14 protein-coding genes are annotated in these 20,896 nt (G+C 63.4%); 7 read left to right on the forward strand and 7 right to left on the reverse strand.

The window, feature by feature from the left end; translation table 11 throughout:
- Positions 1 to 120: 120 nt before the first annotated feature.
- Positions 121 to 1,512: an MFS transporter gene (locus M1D34_RS15755; protein ID WP_498779831.1), complete on the reverse strand. Its 1,392-nt coding sequence runs from the start codon at positions 1,510 to 1,512 to the stop codon at positions 121 to 123.
- 125 nt (positions 1,513 to 1,637) lie between these two features.
- Positions 1,638 to 6,425, reverse strand: coding sequence for an NAD-glutamate dehydrogenase (locus M1D34_RS15760; RefSeq protein WP_107607780.1), 4,788 nt, complete (start codon positions 6,423 to 6,425; stop codon positions 1,638 to 1,640).
- A 283-nt stretch (positions 6,426 to 6,708) separates the two neighbouring features.
- On the opposite strand from M1D34_RS15760, the gene pdxY reads away from it, so the two are divergent.
- Positions 6,709 to 7,590: a pyridoxal kinase PdxY gene (pdxY, locus tag M1D34_RS15765; RefSeq protein WP_015008003.1), complete on the forward strand. Its 882-nt coding sequence runs from the start codon at positions 6,709 to 6,711 to the stop codon at positions 7,588 to 7,590.
- A gap of 173 nt (positions 7,591 to 7,763) precedes the next feature.
- Positions 7,764 to 8,447, forward strand: coding sequence for a carbonic anhydrase (locus M1D34_RS15770; protein WP_010970569.1), 684 nt, complete (start codon positions 7,764 to 7,766; stop codon positions 8,445 to 8,447).
- A 345-nt stretch (positions 8,448 to 8,792) separates the two neighbouring features.
- Here M1D34_RS15770 and M1D34_RS15775 read toward each other — a convergent pair whose 3' ends face one another.
- A complete protein-coding gene (locus tag M1D34_RS15775; protein WP_013844939.1) occupies positions 8,793 to 9,614 on the reverse strand; it encodes a lytic murein transglycosylase in 822 nt (273 codons plus the stop codon).
- A 172-nt stretch (positions 9,615 to 9,786) separates the two neighbouring features.
- On the reverse strand, positions 9,787 to 10,821 hold the full coding sequence (locus M1D34_RS15780) for an aspartate-semialdehyde dehydrogenase (RefSeq protein ID WP_003531790.1): 1,035 nt from the start codon (positions 10,819 to 10,821) through the stop codon (positions 9,787 to 9,789).
- Between the two features lie 412 nt (positions 10,822 to 11,233).
- On the opposite strand from M1D34_RS15780, the gene M1D34_RS15785 reads away from it, so the two are divergent.
- From M1D34_RS15785 to M1D34_RS15795, 3 genes are all read left to right on the forward strand, one after another.
- Positions 11,234 to 11,494: an AbrB/MazE/SpoVT family DNA-binding domain-containing protein gene (locus M1D34_RS15785; RefSeq protein WP_003531793.1), complete on the forward strand. Its 261-nt coding sequence runs from the start codon at positions 11,234 to 11,236 to the stop codon at positions 11,492 to 11,494.
- The gene (locus tag M1D34_RS15790; protein ID WP_498779835.1) at positions 11,491 to 11,895 is read left to right on the forward strand and encodes a type II toxin-antitoxin system VapC family toxin; all 405 of its coding nucleotides are present in this window, start codon (positions 11,491 to 11,493) and stop codon (positions 11,893 to 11,895) included. The genes M1D34_RS15785 and M1D34_RS15790 overlap by 4 nt, the downstream gene beginning before the upstream one ends.
- 517 nt (positions 11,896 to 12,412) lie before the next feature.
- Positions 12,413 to 14,302 (forward strand): MFS transporter, encoded by a 1,890-nt coding sequence (locus tag M1D34_RS15795; protein WP_498779837.1) that lies wholly within the window; start codon positions 12,413 to 12,415, stop codon positions 14,300 to 14,302.
- 100 nt (positions 14,303 to 14,402) lie between these two features.
- Here M1D34_RS15795 and M1D34_RS15800 read toward each other — a convergent pair whose 3' ends face one another.
- Positions 14,403 to 15,110 (reverse strand): phosphatase PAP2 family protein, encoded by a 708-nt coding sequence (locus M1D34_RS15800; protein WP_003535894.1) that lies wholly within the window; start codon positions 15,108 to 15,110, stop codon positions 14,403 to 14,405.
- A gap of 128 nt (positions 15,111 to 15,238) precedes the next feature.
- Positions 15,239 to 16,351, reverse strand: coding sequence for a 3-isopropylmalate dehydrogenase (gene leuB, locus M1D34_RS15805; RefSeq protein WP_003535893.1), 1,113 nt, complete (start codon positions 16,349 to 16,351; stop codon positions 15,239 to 15,241).
- 172 nt (positions 16,352 to 16,523) lie between these two features.
- On the opposite strand from leuB, the gene M1D34_RS15810 reads away from it, so the two are divergent.
- Both M1D34_RS15810 and M1D34_RS15815 read left to right on the forward strand, forming a co-directional pair.
- On the forward strand, positions 16,524 to 17,165 hold the full coding sequence (locus M1D34_RS15810) for a LysE family translocator (protein WP_498779840.1): 642 nt from the start codon (positions 16,524 to 16,526) through the stop codon (positions 17,163 to 17,165).
- Positions 17,166 to 17,251: 86 nt separating this feature from the next.
- Entirely contained in the window at positions 17,252 to 19,315 is a 2,064-nt protein-coding gene (locus M1D34_RS15815) for a M3 family metallopeptidase (protein ID WP_498779842.1), read from the forward strand.
- Positions 19,316 to 19,533: 218 nt separating this feature from the next.
- Here M1D34_RS15815 and M1D34_RS15820 read toward each other — a convergent pair whose 3' ends face one another.
- On the reverse strand, positions 19,534 to 20,703 hold the full coding sequence (locus M1D34_RS15820) for a dihydrodipicolinate synthase family protein (RefSeq protein ID WP_498779844.1): 1,170 nt from the start codon (positions 20,701 to 20,703) through the stop codon (positions 19,534 to 19,536).
- Positions 20,704 to 20,896 lie beyond the last annotated feature (193 nt).

A 20,896-nucleotide genomic window follows, 5' to 3' on the forward strand; every position in this document is an offset into this window, starting at 1 on the left:
TGGGTCGGGTCGACCTAAGAACATGAACGTGATCGAGTCCAAGAAGTCGAGACGCGGGATGCGGGCGCATAACCGCACAAACTCTTTCTCGTCCCGTTCTGAGCCTCCTGCGCGAAATTCCTATAGCGGCCGGTGCGCCGGATAGGGGGTCCGCAGGAGGATCACGAGACCGACGGCGAGAAAGGCGACCAGCGCCATCATGCCGATCCGGGCCGAACCGGTCACAAGCGTGATCGTCGCGACCGAGGCGGGCGCCAGGAACGAGGTGGCGCGGCCGGAAAGAGCGTAGAGACCGAAATAACGCCCGGCTTCGTCGGGCGAAACACTGCGCGCGAGGTAGGATCGGGATGAGGCCTGGACCGGCCCGAAGGCCACGCCGACCAGGAGTCCATACAGAATATAGGCCTTTTCGGCGGCGGTGCCGAAGAGGCCGCCCGAGTCCGTCGAGCCAAGCGGGACAAGCCCGAAGAGCGTGAAACCGGGCCCGGTCGAGACGATGCCGAGCGTGGCGATCGTCAGTGAGACGAGGCTTGCGACGACGATCGTCTTGGAGCCGAGCCGTGCATCCAGCCTGCTCGCATAAAGGCAGCCGAAGATCGCCACGACATTCAGGATGATGCCGTAGAGCCCGAGTTCCATCGTCTGCCATCCGAACATCCCGGCGGCGAAGGTGCCGCCGAGCGCGAGCAGCCCGTTGACGCCGTCCTGCAAGATCATCCGGGCGATCAGGAACCGCAAGATGCCGGCCCTCTCCTTGAGTTCGGCAAGCGTGCCCTTCAGTTCTTCGAAGCCCCGAGCGGTTGCCTTAGCCATGGACATCCTTGCCCTGGTCGCATCCGGCGTGAAGAGGAACATTGGCAGGATGAAAACGAGGTACCAGGCGGCGGATATGGGGCCGGTGATCCGGGCGTCTTCGCCCTTTGCCGGATCGAGCCCGAACAGAGGCTCGAGTCCGATCGCCGTCTTGCCGGTCTGCGGGCTTCCGGCAATCAGCGCGACCACGGCGATCAGCACGATCATGCCGCCGAGATAGCCGAGGCCCCAGGCGATGTTGGAGATGCGTCCCACTTCCTTTTCGCTCACGAGCCGCGTCATCATCGAATCGTTGAAGACGATGGAAAATTCGGCTGCCACGGTCGCCAGCGCAAGAAAGATCGCCGTATAGATCAGGGATGAGCCCGGTGCCGCGTTCCAGAGCAGGGCGAGCGAGATGATCTTCACGGCGGCGAAAAAGGCGATCCACGGCTTTCGTGGGCCGGACGCATCGGCAATTGCGCCGAGGACCGGCGAAAGCAGGGCAATCACGATCCCCGCGACGGTCAGCGTATAGCCCCAGACCGCCTGCCCATGTGCGGGATCGGCCGTTAGCCGGGAAACAAAATAGGGCGCGAAGATGAAGGTGGTGATGACGGTGAAGAAGGGTTGCGCGGCCCAGTCGAACAGCATCCAGCCGGCAATGCCGAGACGCGAAGTCCGAGGCCGCTCCTCCATTCGCCCAGCCGCGATATCCACTTCATCCCTCCCCGGCACTTGCGCAAGCGCGCCGCGTTCGTAGGCGGCGGGCAGGGCAATGAAGAACAACCTTCAACCGGAGCGGAATTGGGCCCTCCGGCTTATTTACGGCCGGAGGGACTGTGTCATTTCGTCCAGCCGCGTGCAAGATCGCTGAGGAGACCGGCTGCAACAGTGACCTTGGCGAGGGTCGTTTCGCCCTTTTCGGTCAGCAGCCTCAGCTGGTCGCCGACAGTGGCGACGCGTTGGCGATCGCGGTCCTGCCAGGCGAGAACGGGGTTTCGGTCGCCCTTATGCTCGACGAGGGCGGCGATGGTGATATCGCGGCGTGCGGTGCCGATATCGCCGACCGCCCGCGAGAGCGCCATCGACTCGAACTGCTCGGTGGCGGGCACGCGGTCGGCGGCCGCCAGCAGGCGGTTGATCCTCAGGCTCTCGGTGACGGTGAAATAGGCTTGGGCGGTGCGGCTCAGCGGCTCGCCGGTTACCGTGGCGATCTGCATGATCTCAGGGACCAGGGTCATGAGCGACAGTTCGGCGATTTCCTCGGCAAGCTTTGCCGGCACGCCGTTTTCGATGAAGCCAGCGGCCCTCAGGCGCGCTTCCTCGGCACCCTCCCTGGATATCGCCGCCCGCATGGTGCCGCGCAGCTTCTGCAGCCCGTCGCGAAGCCGGGCAACCGCTTCGGCCACGGAGCCCTCGGAGGCGCGGGTGCGCAGCGCCCTTTCGGCGACGAGCGCAAAGATACGCCCCACCTCATGATAGAGCCTGTTCTGGATCGCGCCGCTGATCCTGTTGTCGAGCGCGTCGATCTCGCCGTAGATGCGCGGCAGATCGAAGCCATCCAGGGCCAGCACCGCTGCCTTCACGACGTCGGCGGATAGGAAGCCGGTGGCATCCGTCAGCGTCGAGACGAAAGCGGGGCCGCCGCGGTTTATCGTTTCGTTGGCGAGCACGGTCGCGATGATCTCACGGCGCAGCCGGTGCCCGTGAATGTCGCCGGCATAGGCCTTGCGCATCTTTGCGGGGAAGTAGCGCTCCAGGGTCGCCGTGAAATAGGGGTCGTCCGGAAGCTCGCTGACGATCAGCTCGTCGAAGAGCACCAGTTTCGCATAGGAGAGCAGCACGCCGATCTCCGGGCGCGTGAGCGGCCGGCCCGCCTGGTAGCGCTCGCTCATCGCCTGATCGGTCGGCAGGGTCTCGACCTTCCGGTTGAGGTGACCGTCGGCCTCCAGCCGCGCCATCAGCCGCGCCAGCGGCGTGCGGTTGGCGAGGCCCTGCATTTCGGTGAGCGAGATCGCCAGCGACTGCTGGTAGTTGTTGCGCAGCACGAGATGTCCCACCTCGTCCGTCATCGATGCCAGAAGCGTGTTGCGCTTGGGCCGGGTCAGGCGGCCGTCGCGCATGGCCGAGGCAAGCGCGATCTTGATGTTGACCTCGACGTCGGAGGAATTGACGCCGGCCGAGTTGTCGATGGCATCGGAGTTGCAGCGCCCGCCATTGAGCGAGAAGCCGATCCGGCCTTTCTGGGTGACGCCGAGATTGGCCCCCTCTCCGATCACGCGCGCCCGCACGTCCTCGGCGGAGACGCGGATCGCGTCGTTGGCGCGGTCGCCGACCTCCGCATCCGTCTCGTTGGCGCCGCGCACATAGGTGCCGATGCCGCCGAACCAGAGCAGGTCGACCGGGCTCTTCAGGATTGCGCTCATGATCTCGAAGGGCGTTGCCTTCGGCTTGTCGATGCCGATCGCCGCCATCGCTTCGGGGGTGAGTGTCACCAGTTTTTCCGAACGCGAGATGATCATCGCGCCGGGCGAGAGCGCCTTGCGGTCATAATCCTGCCAGCTGGAGCGTGGCAGCGCGAACATTCGCTTGCGCTCGGCAAAGGAGAGATCGATATCCGGCTCGGGATCGATGAAGATATCGCGGTGATCGAAGGCGGCGATCAGCCGGATCTTTTCCGAAAGCAGCATGCCGTTGCCGAAGACGTCGCCCGACATGTCGCCGACGCCGGCGACGGTGAAGGGCGTCGTCTGGATGTCGACGTCCATTTCGCGGAAGTGCCGCTTGACGGCCTCCCACGCGCCGCGTGCGGTAATCCCCATCTTCTTGTGGTCGTAGCCGGCGGAGCCGCCTGAAGCAAAGGCGTCGTCGAGCCAGAAGTCCGCTTCCTGGGCGAGCGCATTCGCCGTGTCGGAGAAGGTTGCCGTTCCCTTGTCGGCGGCAACGACGAAATAGGGGTCGTCGCCGTCGAGCCGTAACGTGTCCTCAGGGGGAACGACCTCCTGGCCGATGATATTGTCGGTAACCGAGAGCAGCGTGCGGATATAGGTCTTGTATGCTTCCGTTCCCGCCTTGAAGATCTCGTCGCGGCTGCCGCCGACAGGCAGCTGCTTGGGATAGAAGCCGCCCTTGGCGCCGACCGGAACGATGACGGCGTTCTTCACCTGCTGCGCCTTGACGAGACCGAGCACCTCGGTCCGGTAGTCCTGTGCCCGGTCGGACCAGCGAAGCCCGCCGCGCGCTACCTTGCCGAAGCGCAGATGGACGCCTTCCACTTCCGTGCCGTAGACGAAAATCTCGCGGAAGGGCCGCGGCTCCGGCAGGCCTTCGAGCTGCTTCGGATCGAGCTTGAAGGCAAGAACCGCGCGCGGCCTGCCCTCGGCGTCCTTCTGGAAATAGTTCGTCCGGAGCGTCGACTGGACCGCATTGACGTAGCGGCGCAGGATTCTGTCCTCGTCGAGGCTGGGCACGGCAGACAGCGCCTCCTCGATGCCCGCCAGCAAGGCGTTGCACTTCTTCGTGCGCGCCTTCACCTCCGTCGTCGGATCCATGCGCGTGGAGAAGAGACGGAAGATGTCGGCGGCGATCGTCGGATATTTGTTCAGGGTATCGGCGATATAGCCCTGGGAATAGGTGATGCCGGCCTGGCGCAGATAGCGCGCATAGGCGCGCAGTACCGTGATTTCGCGGGCGGTGAGCCCGGCAAGCAGGACCAGCCGGTTGAAGTTGTCGTCCTCCGTCGTGCCGTTCCAGGCCGCGAGGAAGGCCTCCTCCAGTGCCGGGCCGATCCTGGCGAGGTTGAGCGTGTGCCCGTCGCGGTGGATCAGTTCCATGTCGTGAAGGACGACCTCGCGGGGCTCGTCCCCATGGACGTGCACGCCGATGTCGTAGGTCTGCTCGCTGATGACACGGAAGCCGAGATTTTCGAGAAGCGGCACGCGGCGCGACAGCGAAACGGGCGTGTCGGCATGGAAGATCTTCAGTTCCAGCGTATCCGGCCGCTCCTGATGCCGATGGTAGAAGGAGATGCGGATCGGGTCGCCAGCCGTGCAGGCGGCGATGTCTCCGAGGTCGGCATAGGCTTCGGCGGGCGTGAAGGCCGCCTGATAGGCCTCACCGACCGATATCTCGGTGCCCTCCTTGCGGGCGAGCAGATTGAACCGATCGATCCAGCGGGTGACGATGGCGCGGACCGCCTCTTCGAGCTTCGCCTGGGGAACCCGTGGCGTCTTGCCGCCCGAGCGGCCGATGATGAAATGGACGCGTGCGAGCCCGCCTTCGGGAAAGGCCGGGTAATAGGCCGAGACCCGGCCGTCATAGACGGTCTTCAGATAGTCGCCGATCTTTTCGCGGACATCGGAATCGTATTGTTCGCGCGGCACGAACACGATGACCGACACGAAGCGGTCGAAGTGGTCGATGCGCGGCAGCACCCGTACCCGCGGCCGGTCGCCGAGTTCGTTGATCTGTTCGCAGAAGGCGGCGAGAAGCCCGACATCGATCTGGAAAAGATCGTCGCGCGGATAGGCTTCCAGCGTGTTCGCCAGCGTCTTGCCGGAATGGCTCTGCGGATCATAGCCGAAATGATCGACGATCTTCTCTATTTTGTGCCTGAGCAGCGGGATCTCCGACGCCTGGCGCGTGTAGGCCGTCGAGGTGAACAGACCGACGATGCGCAGCTCGCCGACGACGTTGCCGGAGGCGTCGAAGCGCTTGATGCCGATATAGTCCATATGGGCACGTCGGTGGACGACCGACTTCACATTGGCCTTGGTGACGATCAGGAAGTCTGGGCCCTCGAGGAAGGCGAGGATTTCCGGCGTCGTCAGCACCGCATCCTTGCCCTGGCGCAGGACCCGCACGTCCGGATTGGACAGGATGCCGAGCCCCCTGCCCTTGCCGCGCTCGACGGTCGCCCGTCCGCCCTTGCCGGAATAGGTATATTCCCGCATGCCGAGGAAGGTGAAGTTGCTATCCCTTAGCCAGCGAAGGAACGCCAGCGCCTCGTCGCGGTCGCTCTTCTTGCGGGAAGCGTTGTAGTCCTCGAGCTCCCGCATTGCCTGGTCGAGCAAAGCGGTCATTGCCGGCCAGTCGTGTACGGCTTGATGAACCTGCTCCAGCACATCCGAGATGCGCTTGCTCAGTGAGCGTGCCTCGAGCGGCGTCAGCCTGCTCAAGTGGATTTGAATATGGCTGACGCGGTGCTCGGGCGCGCTTTCCTCGTCCGGATCGAAGAGCTTCACGGGCTTGCCGGATTCCATCACCAGAATCGGGTGGATCGCCAGGTGGATGTCGCGGTGGGTGCTCGTCACCTCTCCCATCACCGAATCGTAGAGGAAGGGCATGTTGCGCTCGGTGATCGCGATGATCGAAACCTCGATACCACCCGGTGCGACCCCTGCTACCGTCTCCACCGAGACCTGCGGCTTGCCGCCGTCCCAGCGCGCGAGCTCGCCGCGCGCGTGGGCAGCGGTGAGCGCCAGCATCTCAGGCGTGTAACGGTCGAGGTCATCGTTGCTCGCTCCGCCGAAGAGGATTTCCGGTGGCAGTGTCTCGGCCCCGAATCTGGACCCTGCCGCCCGGGCCGCATCGATGTGCCGATCCCGCTTCGGATTATGCTTCACGCCCATGAAATCGCTCTCCACTCATGATGGTTGAACCTACCAGAACCATGCCCAATGGCGACCGTTTTTATGATGGATTTCGGCAAAATGGAGCCGGATTTTGGAGAAAATCACGTAGATTCGACCTAAATCCATTTAAATCGAAGGTAATTTTGCAAAAATTTCCCGAAAAACCGCAAAAACGAACGAAAACGCCGAAGTTTCTTCACGCGTGGTCTGCAAGAGCAGCTGTTGACAGGCCGTGAGGGGCGGGCGATCACACTTCGAAAGCGAATAATGGGGTCTCCCGATGTCCGACACGCCTGCCGCGCCCGGTGCCGTCATCGTCATTTCGAGTCATGTGGTCCGCGGCGCGGTCGGCAACCGGGCTGCCGTCTTCGCGCTGGAAATGCTCGGCCATCGGGTCTGGGCTTTGCCGACGGTCGTGCTCCCCTGGCATCCGGGACACGGCCGGTCGACGCGGGTGACCATGCCCGACGAGGACTTCCGCTCGATCATCGACGATCTCGTCGCCGCGCCCTGGATCGGCGAGGTGCGCGCGGTGCTGTCCGGCTATCTGGGTTCCCCCGAACAGGCGGCGGCCGTTGCCGGCCTCGTGAAGGCGCTGCGCCGGCGTGATCCCGCGCTCTTCTATGCCTGCGATCCGATTCTTGGCGATGCGGGTGGCCTCTACGTCCCGGTGGAGATCGCCGGCGCCATCCGCGACCTGCTGCTGCCGCTTGCGACGCTCGCCACGCCCAACCGGTTCGAGCTCTCCTGGTTGGCAGGTGCTTCGCTCGAGACGAATGCGGCTATCCTCGACGCGGCGGTCGACCTCGGACCGTCACGGGTGCTGGTGACATCGGCGATACCGATGATGAGCGGCGGCACGGGCAATCTTTACCTGTCCGGACGCCATGCGCTGCTTGCCGAGCACCGCCTGATCGACAATCCTCCGAACGGCACCGGCGACCTGCTCTCGGCCGTATTCCTCGCGCGCCTCCTGGAAGGGCTTCCGGAGGAACGCGCGCTGCAGATGGCGACCGCCAGCGTCTACGAGATCATCGCGAGAAGCCGCAAGCGCGATTCCGACGAGCTGACGCTCGAACAGGATGCATCGAGCCTCGCGACACCGATGGCAATGGTGCAGATGCGCCGCCTCATGCATCCGAGCCAAGCGCGGAAGAAATAGCAGCGGAAGAAATAGCATCAGATACGGAAGAAATGCCTCATGGACGCATTTCGCCCTTTCGAATGGCGGGAGCTCGCTGTAACAGTTCGACGCTTCATGGTTCCCGGTGCGTCTTTCAGACACGCTACCCGCATGTTTCCTTGAATCCCGATCAAAGAAGGAGCACCAGGACGATGCCGCAGGAACGAGTGGATGAAACGGGGTTACCGATGGATATACAGGGCTTTCCGGAACATCTTCTGACCGGCTACCGCAATTTCATGAGCGGTCGCTTCAACGAACAGCAGCAGCGCTACAAAACGCTCGCCGAGAGCGGTCAGAAACCGAAGACGATGGTCATCGCCTGTTGCGACTCCCGCGCCGCACCCGAAACGATTTTCGATTCCGGCCCGGGAGAACTCTTCGTGGTGCGCAACGTCGCCAACATGATGCCGCCATACGAACCGGACGGACATTATCACTCGACCTCGGCCGCGCTCGAATTCGCGGTCCAGTCGCTGCGGGTCACCAACATCGTGGTCATGGGCCACGGGCGCTGCGGCGGCATCAAGGCGGCCCTCGACCCGGACGCCGAGCCCCTCTCCCCGGGCGATTTCATCGGCCGCTGGATGAACCTCCTGAAACCGGCCGCCGAGCAGATCCAGAGCAACGACGTGATGACTCAGGCGGAACGGCAGCGCGCGCTCGAGCGGGTCTCGATCCGCAATTCGATCGCCAATCTGAGGACGTTTCCCTGCGTGAACATTCTCGAGTCGAAGGGAAAGCTGCGCCTGCACGGCGCATGGTTCGACATCTCGACCGGCGAGCTCTGGGTCATGGACGCGAAGACCGGCGACTTTTCCCGACCGGGAATGTAACGGCCGCCAGTCAGGCCCCTCATCCGCCTGCCGGCACCTTCTCCCCGCAGGCGGGGAGAAGGGACAAGCGGCGCCGACTGAACCCCGCATTCACCGCCCGCCCGAGGGAGCGAGCGGGCGCGGCATATCCCTTCTCCCCGCCTGCGGGGAGAAGGTGGCGGCAGCCGGTTGAGGGGCAACCCCGACCGAGCGGGGTTGAGGCGGTTGGGTTCCCGAGGGATCCCCTTCATGAGCAGTATCCGCCGCACCGGCGCGCAAGAGATATGTGCATGCCGTAGCCCGCATGCGGGGAGAGGGTTAAGGTAAGGGGCAAATTGCAACCGGTTACGCCGGTGAGTCTTTCTGTCACCCGCCGTCGATTTCGGCGCCGATGATGGCGATCGCCTGCTGATAGACGCTGGCGGCGTTCCAGCCCTGGATGGCGGCGAAGTTGACCTCGCCCGGCTGATAGCCGCCGCCCGGCTGCCAACCATGGCCGCGCAGGAAATTCGCCGTCGAGGCAAGCGCATCCGCTTTGGAGCGGACCATGTCGACATGGCCGTTGCCGTCGCCGTCGACGCCGTATTTCAGCACGTTCACCGGGAGGAATTGGGTCTGCCCGATCTCGCCGTGCGCTGCCCCGCGGGCGGCCGGGCTGAGATCTCCGCGCTCGACGAGCTGGAGGGCGGCATAAAGCTGATTGGTGAAATAATCCGAGCGGCGACAATCATAGGCGAGCGTCGAGACGGCGGAAAGCGTGTGTTCCTTGCCCAGGAACGAGCCGAAGCCGGTCTCCATGCCCCAGATGGCGATCAAGGGGCCGGCGGGGACGCCGTAGCGCTGCTCGATGCTCTGGAAGAGCCTGGCATTCTGCGCCCGCAGCTTCTTGCCGCGCGAAATGATCACCTGACCGCCGCGCTTCTGCATGAACTGGTCGAGCGACAGCTTGAAACTCTTCTGGCCACGATCGGCGCGGATCGTCGCCCTGCTGTAGGAGACGTTGGCGAGCGCCTGGTCGACCACCGAAGGGCTGATGCCGTTCCCGGCGGCTTCGCGCTTGAATTCCGACAGCCAGGCGGAGAAGCCGCTGCCGTCATTGCCGCACTGCGCCGCAGAGGCGGCCGCCGGAAGAACTACGGTTGAGATCAGGGCCGCCAGGCCCGCTGCTGCGCTCTTCACCCTATGCATGGAATACCCCGTCGATTGCCCGAATCTGTTGCCTTCGAAATTCCCGCTTCGTTTTCCGCTCTTCGCCGGCACGCGGTTTCACGTGAATCCATTGCCCGCCGACGAACTGCGGACCCCGCCTGTCGCCATAACGAGGCAGGCGGGGCTTGAAATTTTGCCCGACCGAGGCCGCTCAAGCCGCCTGCTTGCGCGGCTTGATCAGGCCGCGGTTGATCAGCAGCTCTGCGATCTGCACCGCGTTGAGCGCCGCGCCCTTGCGCAGGTTGTCCGAGACGATCCACATGTTGAGGCCGTTTTCGACCGTCGCATCCTCGCGGATGCGCGAGATATAGGTCGCGTCCTCGCCGGCGCATTCGTAAGGCGTCACATAGCCGCCGTTCTCATGCTTGTCGACGACCAGGCAGCCCGGCGCTTCGCGCAGGATCTCGCGCGCCTCGTCGGCGGTGATCTCGTTTTCGAATTCGATATTGACCGATTCCGAATGGCCGATGAAGACCGGAACGCGCACGGCCGTGCAGGTCACCTTGATCTTCGGGTCGAGCATCTTCTTGGTTTCGGCCAGAACCTTCCACTCTTCCTTGGTGTAGCCGTCTTCCATGAAGACGTCGATGTGCGGAATGACGTTGAAGGCGATGCGCTTGGTGAACTTCTTGCTCTCGATCGGATCGGCGACGAACACAGCGCGGGTCTGGTTGAAGAGCTCGTCCATGCCGTCCTTGCCGGCGCCGGAAACCGACTGATAGGTCGAAACGACGATGCGCTTGATCTTGGCGTGGTCGTGCAGCGGCTTCAGCGCCACCACGAGCTGCGCCGTCGAGCAATTCGGATTGGCGATGATGTTCTTCTTGGAGAACTGCGCGATCGCGTCCGCGTTCACCTCCGGTACGATCAGCGGAACATCGGCGTCGTAGCGCCAGGCCGAGGAATTGTCGATAACGACGCAACCCTCCCGGCCGATCTTCGGCGAATACTTCTGCGAGACGGCGCCGCCGGCCGACATCAGGCAAATGTCGGTGTCGGAGAAATCATAGGTGTCGAGGTTCGTCACTTTCAGCGTCTTGTCGCCGTAGGAGACCTCGGTGCCGACCGAGCGCGAGGAGGCGAGCGCCACCACTTCGTCGGCCGGAAAGCCGCGCTCGGAAAGAATGTTCAGCATCTCCCGGCCGACATTGCCGGTGGCGCCTGCGACAGCAATTTTGAAACCCATGATCTAAGCTCTCTTTCTGTCTCTCCTCGTCTGGTGGAGGGGGAAACCGCGCGGTCCGACCGCGAAGTTCCTGTCCCCGGCCTTACCGGGGAGAGAGCGGAGGGCCAGAGACGTCAGACGGTTTTCGTCGTCGTTTTGGCCGTGGTTTTGCGAGCGAGCGAGAAATAGCTGATCGGCCCGGCGTGGTGGGCCGGCAAATTCAGCGCAGCGATGGACGAACCCTTCGGTCGCATGGCGGTTTCCTCGTTCGCCGCTGCTCTTACCGGCTTTTCGGCAAGAGTCAAGCCGCGGAGGCCTCCCCAGCGATCCGAATGCAGGGCAACGCGGTTTCGCGTTTGCTCGGAAGTCTTGAACCGTGAGGCGAAAGAGAGTATATACACGGAAGTAGATACGGAAGTGGGAGGCGACCACCATGCCCCATCTTGCACGGGTGTTCCAGTCCGGAAATTCGCAGGCCGTCCGCCTGCCTAAGGAATTCCGCTTCAACGTCGATCGCGTCGAAATCACGCAGGAAGGCGACGCGCTCATTCTCCGCCCGCACGTCGAGCAAGGCGAGCAGTGGTCATCGCTTAAGGCGGCACTTGCCCGTGGCATGAGTGAAGACTTCATGATGTGCGGGCGCGAGCAGCCGGAACAGCAGGATCGGCCGGAACTCGACGCGGTATTTCGGTGATCTCCCATATTCTCGACACCAACGCCGTCATCGCTCTGATCGGGCGCAAATCGGATGCATTGGTCACCCGTGTACTCCATAGCCCTCAGGGCATTATCGGACTCCCGTCGGTCGTCGCGTATGAACTCTATTTTGGAGCGCAGAAAAGCGCGAAGGCCCAACACAATCTCGAAACCCTGCGTTTGTTGATGGCGGATTTTCCGATCCTCGACTTCGACCGGAACGATGCCTTTGTCGCAGGCGAGATCCGGGCCGCCCTTGCCGCGACGGGTACGCCCATCGGACCTTATGACGTGCTGATTGCGGGACAGGCCAAAGCCCGTGGATTGACGCTCGTCACCAACAATGTCGGCGAGTTCAATAGGGTTGAGAACCTGCGCGTGGAGGATTGGTCGCTCTAGGACCTGTGGACGCTTATGGATAGGGATTTGACGGCCCATATTGCGAGGGACTTTCGTGGAAAATCCGGCGCCGCAGGCCGTCCGCCTGCAAGCCGGATTTTTCGCGACAAGGCACCGCAATATGGGCCGCCCGAAGGGTTTTGCACAATCGCCCACTGCCGGCGGCTTTTCCCTTGCAAAGGGGGCATCCCTTTGCTGCGGAAAAATCCTTGGCATTGACCGATTTGTGCAAAATCAAACTCCTATCCATAAGCGTCTACAGGTCCTAGGCCTTGCCCGGTGCCGGCTGCGCGTCGGGAGCCGGGCCGCCTTCCTCAGGAATTCCCCCATCCTGGTCACGGCATTAGACGAAAGTCATAAGCCCAAAGCATCCCTGCCTCGCGTGCCACTTTTCTGACATCTTGTTGCGAGGCGCACCACGCCCGGATGTCAAAGGGGACCCGACGTTCAGGGAGGAATGTCCGGACCGGGGAATGGGCGCTCCAATAGACCGATTTTTGGAGTGGAGGATATCAAAATGGCAAACGTCGTGACAGCGGGCGGCACAAAAGCCGGCCCGATGACCGGCGAGGAGAAGAAGGTCATCTTCGCCTCGTCGCTCGGTACCGTCTTCGAATGGTATGATTTCTATCTCTACGGTTCGCTTGCCGTTTATATCGGTGCAACCTTCTTCAGCCAGTATCCCGAGACCACGCGCAACATCTTTGCGCTTCTCGCCTTCGCGGCCGGCTTCCTTGTCCGGCCGTTCGGCGCGCTGGTTTTCGGCCGCCTGGGAGACCTCGTCGGCCGCAAATACACATTCCTCGTCACCATCCTGATCATGGGCCTGTCGACCTTCCTCGTCGGCGTCCTGCCCGGTGCCGCCTCGATCGGCATTGCGGCTCCGATCATCCTGATCGCGCTGCGCCTCCTTCAGGGTCTTGCGCTCGGCGGTGAATACGGGGGTGCCGCGACTTATGTGGCAGAGCATGCGCCGCACGGCCGCCGCGGCTATTTCACCTCGTGGATCCAGACGACGGCGACGCTTGGTCTCTTCCTCTCGCTGGTGGTTATCCTTCTGGTCCAGTACATGCTGGGTAAGGAAGCTTTCGCCGAGTGGGGCTGGCGCATACCCTTCCTGCTCTCCTTCGTACTGCTCGGCGTCTCCGTCTGGATCCGCCTGAAGATGAACGAGTCTCCTGCCTTCAAGAAGATGAAGGAAGAGGGCAAGGGTTCGAAGGCGCCGCTGACGGAGGCTTTCGGCCAGTGGCGCAACGCCAAGATTGCCCTTCTGGCGCTCTTCGGCGCGGTCGTCGGCCAGGCCGTGGTCTGGTATTCCGGCCAGTTCTACGCGCTGTTCTTCCTGCAGAGCATTCTGAAGGTGGACGGCCAGTCGGCAAACCTGATGGTTGCCGCCTCACTCCTTCTCGGCACGGGCTTTTTCGTCTTCTTCGGCTGGCTGTCGGACAAGATCGGCCGCAAGCCGATCATCATGGCGGGCCTCCTGCTTGCCATGCTCACCTACTTCCCGCTGTTCAAGGCGCTGACCTGGGCCGGCAACCCCGCGCTTGCGGAAGCGCAGCAGAGCGTTCGCGCCACCGTCACCGCGGCTCCGGGCGACTGTAAGTTCCAGTTCAACCCGACGGGCACGGCGAAGTTCACCACGTCGTGCGACATCGCCACCGCCTTCCTGACCAAGAACTCGGTTCCCTATGACGTCGTGACCACGGCGGCTGCGGGTACGCCGGCGACGGTGAAGATCGGCGAAACGACGATCACCAGCTATGACGCTATTGCGGCCGGCGACAAGGCGAAGGCCGAGGAAGCGGCTTTCGGCAAGCAGATCAACATGGCGCTGCAGGCCTCGGGCTATCCGCTGGTGCGCGGTGTTGCCAAGGTTCCGGAATCGAAGCTCGACGCCTTCGTCGCTGCCAATCCGGAACTTGCCCTCGACGCCGCTGCCGTGCGCGCCGGCGAAAAGACCATGGTGCCGGCCGACAAGCTCGTCGCCGACAAGCTGCTCACCCAGGAAGAAGTCGGCAGCGCCACCGAAATGGCGGTCTATAACATCGACAAGGGCGGCGCCTTCACGATGGTGGCCGACCCGGCCCGCGTCAACTGGACGGTGATCATTGCCGTGCTGACCGTGCTCGTCATCTATGTGACGATGGTCTACGGCCCTATCGCGGCACTGCTCGTCGAACTCTTCCCGACCCGCATCCGCTATACCGGCATGTCGCTGCCCTACCATATCGGCAATGGCTGGTTCGGCGGGCTGCTTCCGGCAACGGCCTTCGCGATGAGCGCGGCAAAGGGCGATATCTACTACGGCCTCTGGTACCCGATCGTTTTCGCGGGCATCACGCTGGTGATCGGTCTTCTGTTCCTGCCCGAGACGAAGGACCGGGATATCCACACGATGGAGTGAGCCGGCGGACGGGAGCGGGATGGGGAGCGTGTTTCCCATTCCGCTTTCTCAACAGCTCTCCTGACTCCGGCGCGGCTTCCGCGCCGGCTTTTTATTTGGTTTACTCGGCTCCCCTTTCCTTGGCCTCGTGCTCCACATGCCTCAGCACAGGCCAGCCGGCCGCACCGAGCTTGAACAGCCAGCCCTGCCGGGCAAAGACGAAAGCCATCATCAGCGCGACCCAGAGCCCGAGCAGCAGGCCGGCGGCGACATCGCTCGGGTAATGCGCGCCGACGACGACGCGCGAGATGCCGACAAGCAGGGCCAGCAGCAGAAACAGCGGCCGAAGCTGCGGCATCACCATCGCGAAGGCGCCGAAGAAGGCGCCGGCCGCCGTGGAATGTCCCGACGGGAAGCTTTCGAACAGCGTGTCGCCGGTGAAGGGCGTGAGGCTGTAGGGGCCGTAATCGGCAAGGAGTTCGGGACGGGCACGGCCGATCAGGAATTTCAGGCCGTGCACCAGCACGCTCGCCGTGCCGATCGTCAGCAGGAAATAGGCGGAAAGATTGCGCGCCGCGCGCGCCCTCTGCCGCAAGGTGTCGCGCGCGGAGGATCGCCTGACGACGAAGGCGATCAGCAGCAGCAAGGCCGAGCTGTAGATCATCCAGGCGAAGGTGCCGATATCGGTGATGGCGCGATTGAAGCCGACGATCTCCTCCGGCAGACCTTGCGCCCATTCGGACAGATGCGGGTCGAAAGGGGTGAAGGCGACGACGAGGACGACCGTCATCAGCCAGATCCAGACGGTCAGTGAAAGCGGTCGGTTCATTTTGCTCCTTCCTTCGCCTTATGGATGTGAAGGCGCGGCCGGCAAAATCAAGACCCCGCAAACGCAAAGCACCCCCGGCAAAGCCGGAGGTGCCGTTCTCCAGGGACAATTGCGCGAAAGCGCAGCCGTCAGGCCGAGAGGCTCTTGAACTCGGCGAGGATCGCGTCGCCCATCTCGGCGGTACCGACCTTCCGGCAGCCCTCCGCCATGATGTCGCCGGTGCGGATGCCCTGATCGAGCACGTTGGCGATCGCTTTCTCGAGGTCGTCGGCTTCCTTCACGAGGTTGAAGGAGTAGCGCAGGCACATGGCGAAGGAAGCGATCATGGCGATCGGGTTGGCGACGCCCGTGCCGGCGATGTCGGGTGCCGAGCCGTGCACGGGCTCGTAGAGCGCCTTGCGCTTGCCGGTCTTGGCATCCGGTGCGCCGAGCGAGGCGGAGGGCAGCATGCCGAGCGAGCCGGTCAGCATGGCGGCGACGTCCGACAGCATATCGCCGAAAAGGTTGTCGGTGACGATCACGTCGAACTGCTTCGGCTGCCGCACGAGCTGCATGCCGCCGGCATCAGCCAGCATGTGCTCGAGCTGGACGTCGGAATATTTCGCCTTGTGCGTCTCGGTCACGACCTGGTTCCAGAGCACGCCCGACTTCATCACGTTGCGCTTTTCCATCGAGCAGACGCGATTGTTGCGGGTACGGGCGAGTTCGAAGGCGACCCCGGCGATGCGCTCGATCTCGTAGGTGTCGTAGACCTGCGTGTCGATACCGCGCTTCTGGCCGTTGCCGAGATCGACGATCTCCTTGGGCTCGCCGAAATAGACGCCGCCCGTCAGCTCGCGCACGATGAGAATGTCGAGGCCCTCGACCAGCTCGGGCTTCAGCGACGATGCGTTGGCGAGCGCCGGGTAGCAGATGGCCGGGCGCAGGTTGGCGAATAGCTCGAGGTCCTTGCGCAGGCGCAGGAGCCCGGCTTCCGGCCGCACCTCGTAGGGCACCGCATCCCATTTCGGTCCGCCGACGGCGCCGAAGAGCACCGCATCGGCGGCAAGCGCCTTCGCCATATCCCCTTCGGAGATCGCCGCGCCATGGGCGTCATAGGCGGACCCACCCACAAGTCCCTCGTCCGTCACGAAGCCGGCGTCACGTTCGGCATTCATGTAAGCGATGATTTTGCGGACTTCCGCCATGGCTTCCGGGCCGATGCCGTCGCCAGGCAGAAGGAAGAGATTGCGCACAGTCATGGAAAGTCCTTCTCGCGTGAAAACTCGGCCGGGTTCTTAGCGCAACTTCGTATCGAGGGAAATTGCGTCTGCGAAAGAATTGTGCGTGCTGCTGTGTCACGGCTACCCTGTTTCCGCTTGACGGAACCGCGCGCCGGCGCTCGAATGGCTGCACTCAACCGGGGATTTCGCCATGTCCGAAACGCTTCTTTTCGGTGCCTTTCTCGCAGCGCTTTCCTACACACTGATCCCCGGCCCCGCCTTCCTGGCGCTTCTGGGCATCGGAGCAGGCCAGGGCCGAAGGGCCGGCGCGCTCTTCATGGGCGGTCATCTTGCCGGCGACATTCTCTGGTCGACATTGGCGCTCGTCGCCATCGTCGGTGCCCGATCGGTCGGCACGGCGCTCTTCGACGTGCTCGGGCTCCTCTGCGGCGCCTATCTCGCCTGGATCGGCTGGACGGCGCTCACCGCCCGCCCGAGGGGCGACAACAAGGGGCTGTTGGTGGTGGAGCGGCCGCTCAGGCGTGGACTTGTCTTCGGGCTCACAAACCCCAAGGGCTATCCGGTCGCGCTCGCGACCTTCACGGCGCTTCTTGCGGGTTCCGCCAATGCGCTGGAATTCACGGCGCTGCCGATGTTGCTTGCCGTGTCGCTGGTCGGCTTCCTGGTCGCCGACGTCATTCTCATCGCGATTATCGGCGCATCCGTGGTGCGCCGTTTCTATCGCCGCCACGAGCTGGCGATCGTCCGGCTCTCGGGATTGCTCTTCATCGGCTTCGCGGCGCAGGCGGTCTGGCACGCGGCGCCCGGCCTTTTCGGCCTGCGCAGACCTTGACGGTCCGGCGTCGATCGACCACTTCAAGCACCTGCTTCGCGGTTCGCGCTACGCCCCCGCCCGCTGCATTTCGAAAAGGAATCCTGATGACCACCATTGCTTCGCTCAACCCCGCCCTCGTGAACTGGACCGGACATGAGGGCCTGCCCCGGTTCGAGGCGATCATGGACGAGGATTTCGCGCCTGCCTTCGACGCGGCATTGGCGAGTCATGAGGCGGAGATCGAGGCCATCGCCAACAATCCGGAGGATCCCACCTTCGCCAACACCGTCGTCGCGCTGGAAATCGCCGGCGATGAACTTTCGCGCGTCTCCGCTCTCTTCTGGAGCAAGGCGGGTGCCCATACGAACGAGGTGATCCAGGCGCTGGAGCGCGAGATCGCGCCCAAGATGTCGCGCCATTATTCGAAGATCGGCACCAATCCGGCACTCTTCGGCCGCATCGACGCATTGTGGGAGAAACGGCAAGAGCTCGGCCTCGATGTCGAGGCCATGCGAGTTCTGGAGCGGCACTGGAAGAGCTTCGTGAAGGCAGGCGCCAAGCTTCACAAGCCCGAGCAGGAGCGCCTCGCGGCGATCAACGAGAAGCTCGCCGGCCTCGGCGCCCGGTTCGGGCAGAACGTTCTCGCGGACGAGAAGGACTGGGCGCTGATCCTGTCGGGCGAAGAGGACCTGGCGGGGATTCCGGATTTCCTGAGAGATGCGATGGCGGCGGCCGCGCGCGAGCGCGGCGGGGAAGATAAATATGCGGTCACGCTGTCGCGCTCGATCATCGAGCCGTTCCTGACCTTCTCCGAAAGACGGGAACTGCGCGAACAGGCTTTCAGGGCCTGGACGGCGCGCGGCGAAAATGGCGGTGAGACCGACAATCGCGGCATCATCGCCGAAACGCTCGCTCTGCGGGCGGAGAAGGCGAAACTGCTCGGCTATGAGAATTATGCGGCGCTGAAGCTCGACAACACCATGGCGAAGACGCCCGAGGCCGTGAACGGCCTGCTGATGCAGGTATGGGAAAAGGCGGTGGCGCGGGCTCGCGAAGAGGAGGCGGACCTCGCAACGCTCATTGCCGAAGAAGGCCGCAACCACGAGGTCATGCCTTGGGACTGGCGCCACTATGCGGAAAAATTCAGGGCGCAGAAATTCAGCTTCTCGGAAAGCGAACTGAAGCCCTATCTGCAGCTGGAGAAGATCATCGACGCCTGCTTCGCCGTTGCCCGGCGCCTCTTCGGCATCACGGCAACCGAGAAGAAAGGCATTCCCGCCTATCACCCGGACGTCCGCGTCTTCGAGATCCGCGACGCCTCCGGCCGGCTTACGGCCCTTTTCCTCGGCGATTATTTCGCGCGCTCCTCGAAACGCTCCGGCGCCTGGATGAGCTCCTTTCAGTCGCAGCACAGGCTGAAGCTCAAGAATGGCGAGACCGGCGAAATCCCGATCGTGTACAATGTCTGCAACTTCGCGAAACCCGCCGAGGGCAAGCCGGCGCTTCTGTCGATCGACGACGCCCGCACGCTCTTTCACGAATTCGGCCATGCGCTGCACGGCATGCTTTCCAACGTCACCTATCCCTCGGTTTCGGGTACCGGTGTCGCGCGGGATTTCGTGGAGCTGCCCTCGCAGCTTTACGAGCATTGGCTGACGGTGCCTGATATTCTGAGGAGATATGCGGTGCACTACAGGACCGGCGAGCCGATGCCGCAGGCGCTGCTCGACAAGGTGTTGGCGGCGCGGACGTTCAATTCCGGCTTCGCGACGGTCGAGTTTACCGCCTCGGCTCTCGTCGACATGGCCTATCACACGGCGGAAGCGGTCGGCGATCCGATGGCGCTCGAAGCGGCGACGCTCGAGAAGATCGGCCTGCCGCAGTCGATCGTCATGCGCCACCGCAGCCCGCATTTCCTTCACGTCTTCTCCGGCGACGGCTATTCGGCCGGCTACTACTCCTACATGTGGTCGGAGGTGCTCGACGCCGACGCATTCGCGGCTTTCGAGGAGACCGGCGATCCATTCGATCCGGCGATGGCGGCCAGACTGAAGGACAATATCTATTCGGTCGGCGGGTCCCTCGATCCGGAAGACGCCTACAAGGCCTTCCGCGGCAAGCTGCCGAGCCCGGATGCGATGCTGGCGAAGAAGGGGCTGGCGGCTTAGGTTTAAGTCGGGAAAATTGCCCCTCACCCTAGCCCTCTCCCCGCAAGCGGGGAGAGGGGACGTGCACCGCATGGGCGATCTCATTGCGGCTACGCCTATGGCGTGGAGGGGGACCGGGAGGGTGCGGCGTCGCCCCTTCGCCCCGCTTGCGGGGAGAAGGTCGCGGCAGCGGGATGAGGGGCTCAATCGGCCCAGATGAGGACGCGATCAGGCGAGATCTACGCCTGCTCCACGCCCAGCACAGCCAGCAGATTGCGCATGCGTGCCGCCGCGAGTTCCGGCTTGTCGAGCACATTGGCCTGATCTGCCAGGCGGAAGATGTCGGCATAATGGAGCAATCCGCGGGCCGATTGCAGGCCGGACGGCAGGGTGAAATGCCGTTGGTGGCCGTTCAGCCAGGCCAGGAAGACGACGCCGGCCTTGTAGTATTGCGTCGGCGCTTCGAAGATCTTGCGCGAGAGAGGCACGGTCGGCTCGATGACGCCGCGAAAGGTCGCAAGATCACCCTCGGCGAGGGCCGCGAGCGCCTTCGAGGCGGACGGCGCGACGGCGTCGAAGATGCCGAGCAGTGCGTGGCTGTACTTCTTGCCGTCGCCCTCGATCAGTTCCGCATAGTTGAAGTCGTCGCCGGTGAAGCAGAGCACGCCCTCCGGCAGCCGGCTGCGCAGCGCCAGTTCCTTGGCGTTGTCGAGCAGCGAAATCTTGATGCCCTCTACCTTTGCGCTGTTCTCGCCGATGATGGCCAGCACGGTTTCGAGCGCCTGCCCGAAGTCTTCCGAGCCCCAATAGCCTTTGAGCTGCGGGTCGAACATGTCGCCCAGCCAGTGGAGTACGACCTTGTCCTTCGTCCGGGACAGGATGCGGCCATAGACGCGGCGGTAGTCGTCGGGGGAGCGCGCCACGCGGGCGAGCGCCCGGCTCGCCATCATGATCGCCCGGCCGCCCTCGGCCTCGACGAAGCCGACCTGTTCCTCGTAGGCGGCGATGACATCGTCTATCGAGCGCGCGTCGGCTGGCGAAAGGTGGTCGGTGCCGGCGCCGCAGGCGAGATCGGCGCCCGGAACGTTCCGCGCTTCGGCGAGCGAGCGGCGGATCAGTTCCTGCGCCGCCGGCCATGGAAGTCCCATGCCGCGTTGCGCGGTATCCATCGCCTCGGCGATCCTGAAGCCGAGGCCCCACAGGTGATGGCGGAAGGCCATCGTCGCCTCCCAGTCGATCGCCGGATTGCCCCAAGGGTCGCTATCGCGAAGCGGATCGGAAACGACATGCGCGGCCGCATAGGCGATGCGGTTGAAGGCCGGGGCCGCGCCGGGCCGGGTGATGGGTTCGCCCCGAAGCCGGTACTCTTCGAGCGAACCGTCCTGGCGTGGCAGAAAAACGCTGGTCATCGGCTTTAAGTCCTCCTCTAGCTCATCGCATCGAATAATTTAGACCGTTCCAAATTTCAAGGTGAAAATCAAACTCTCTCCTCGCAACAGGGGGCGCTCACCTTTGGAATCCCCGTCAGTCCGAGAAGAAGTAATCCCCTCGGAGTAATTATATCAGCCACTTAAGGAAACGTTGCAGTTCCATGCATTGCCA

The sequence above is a fragment of the Ensifer sp. D2-11 genome (assembly GCF_054161295.1).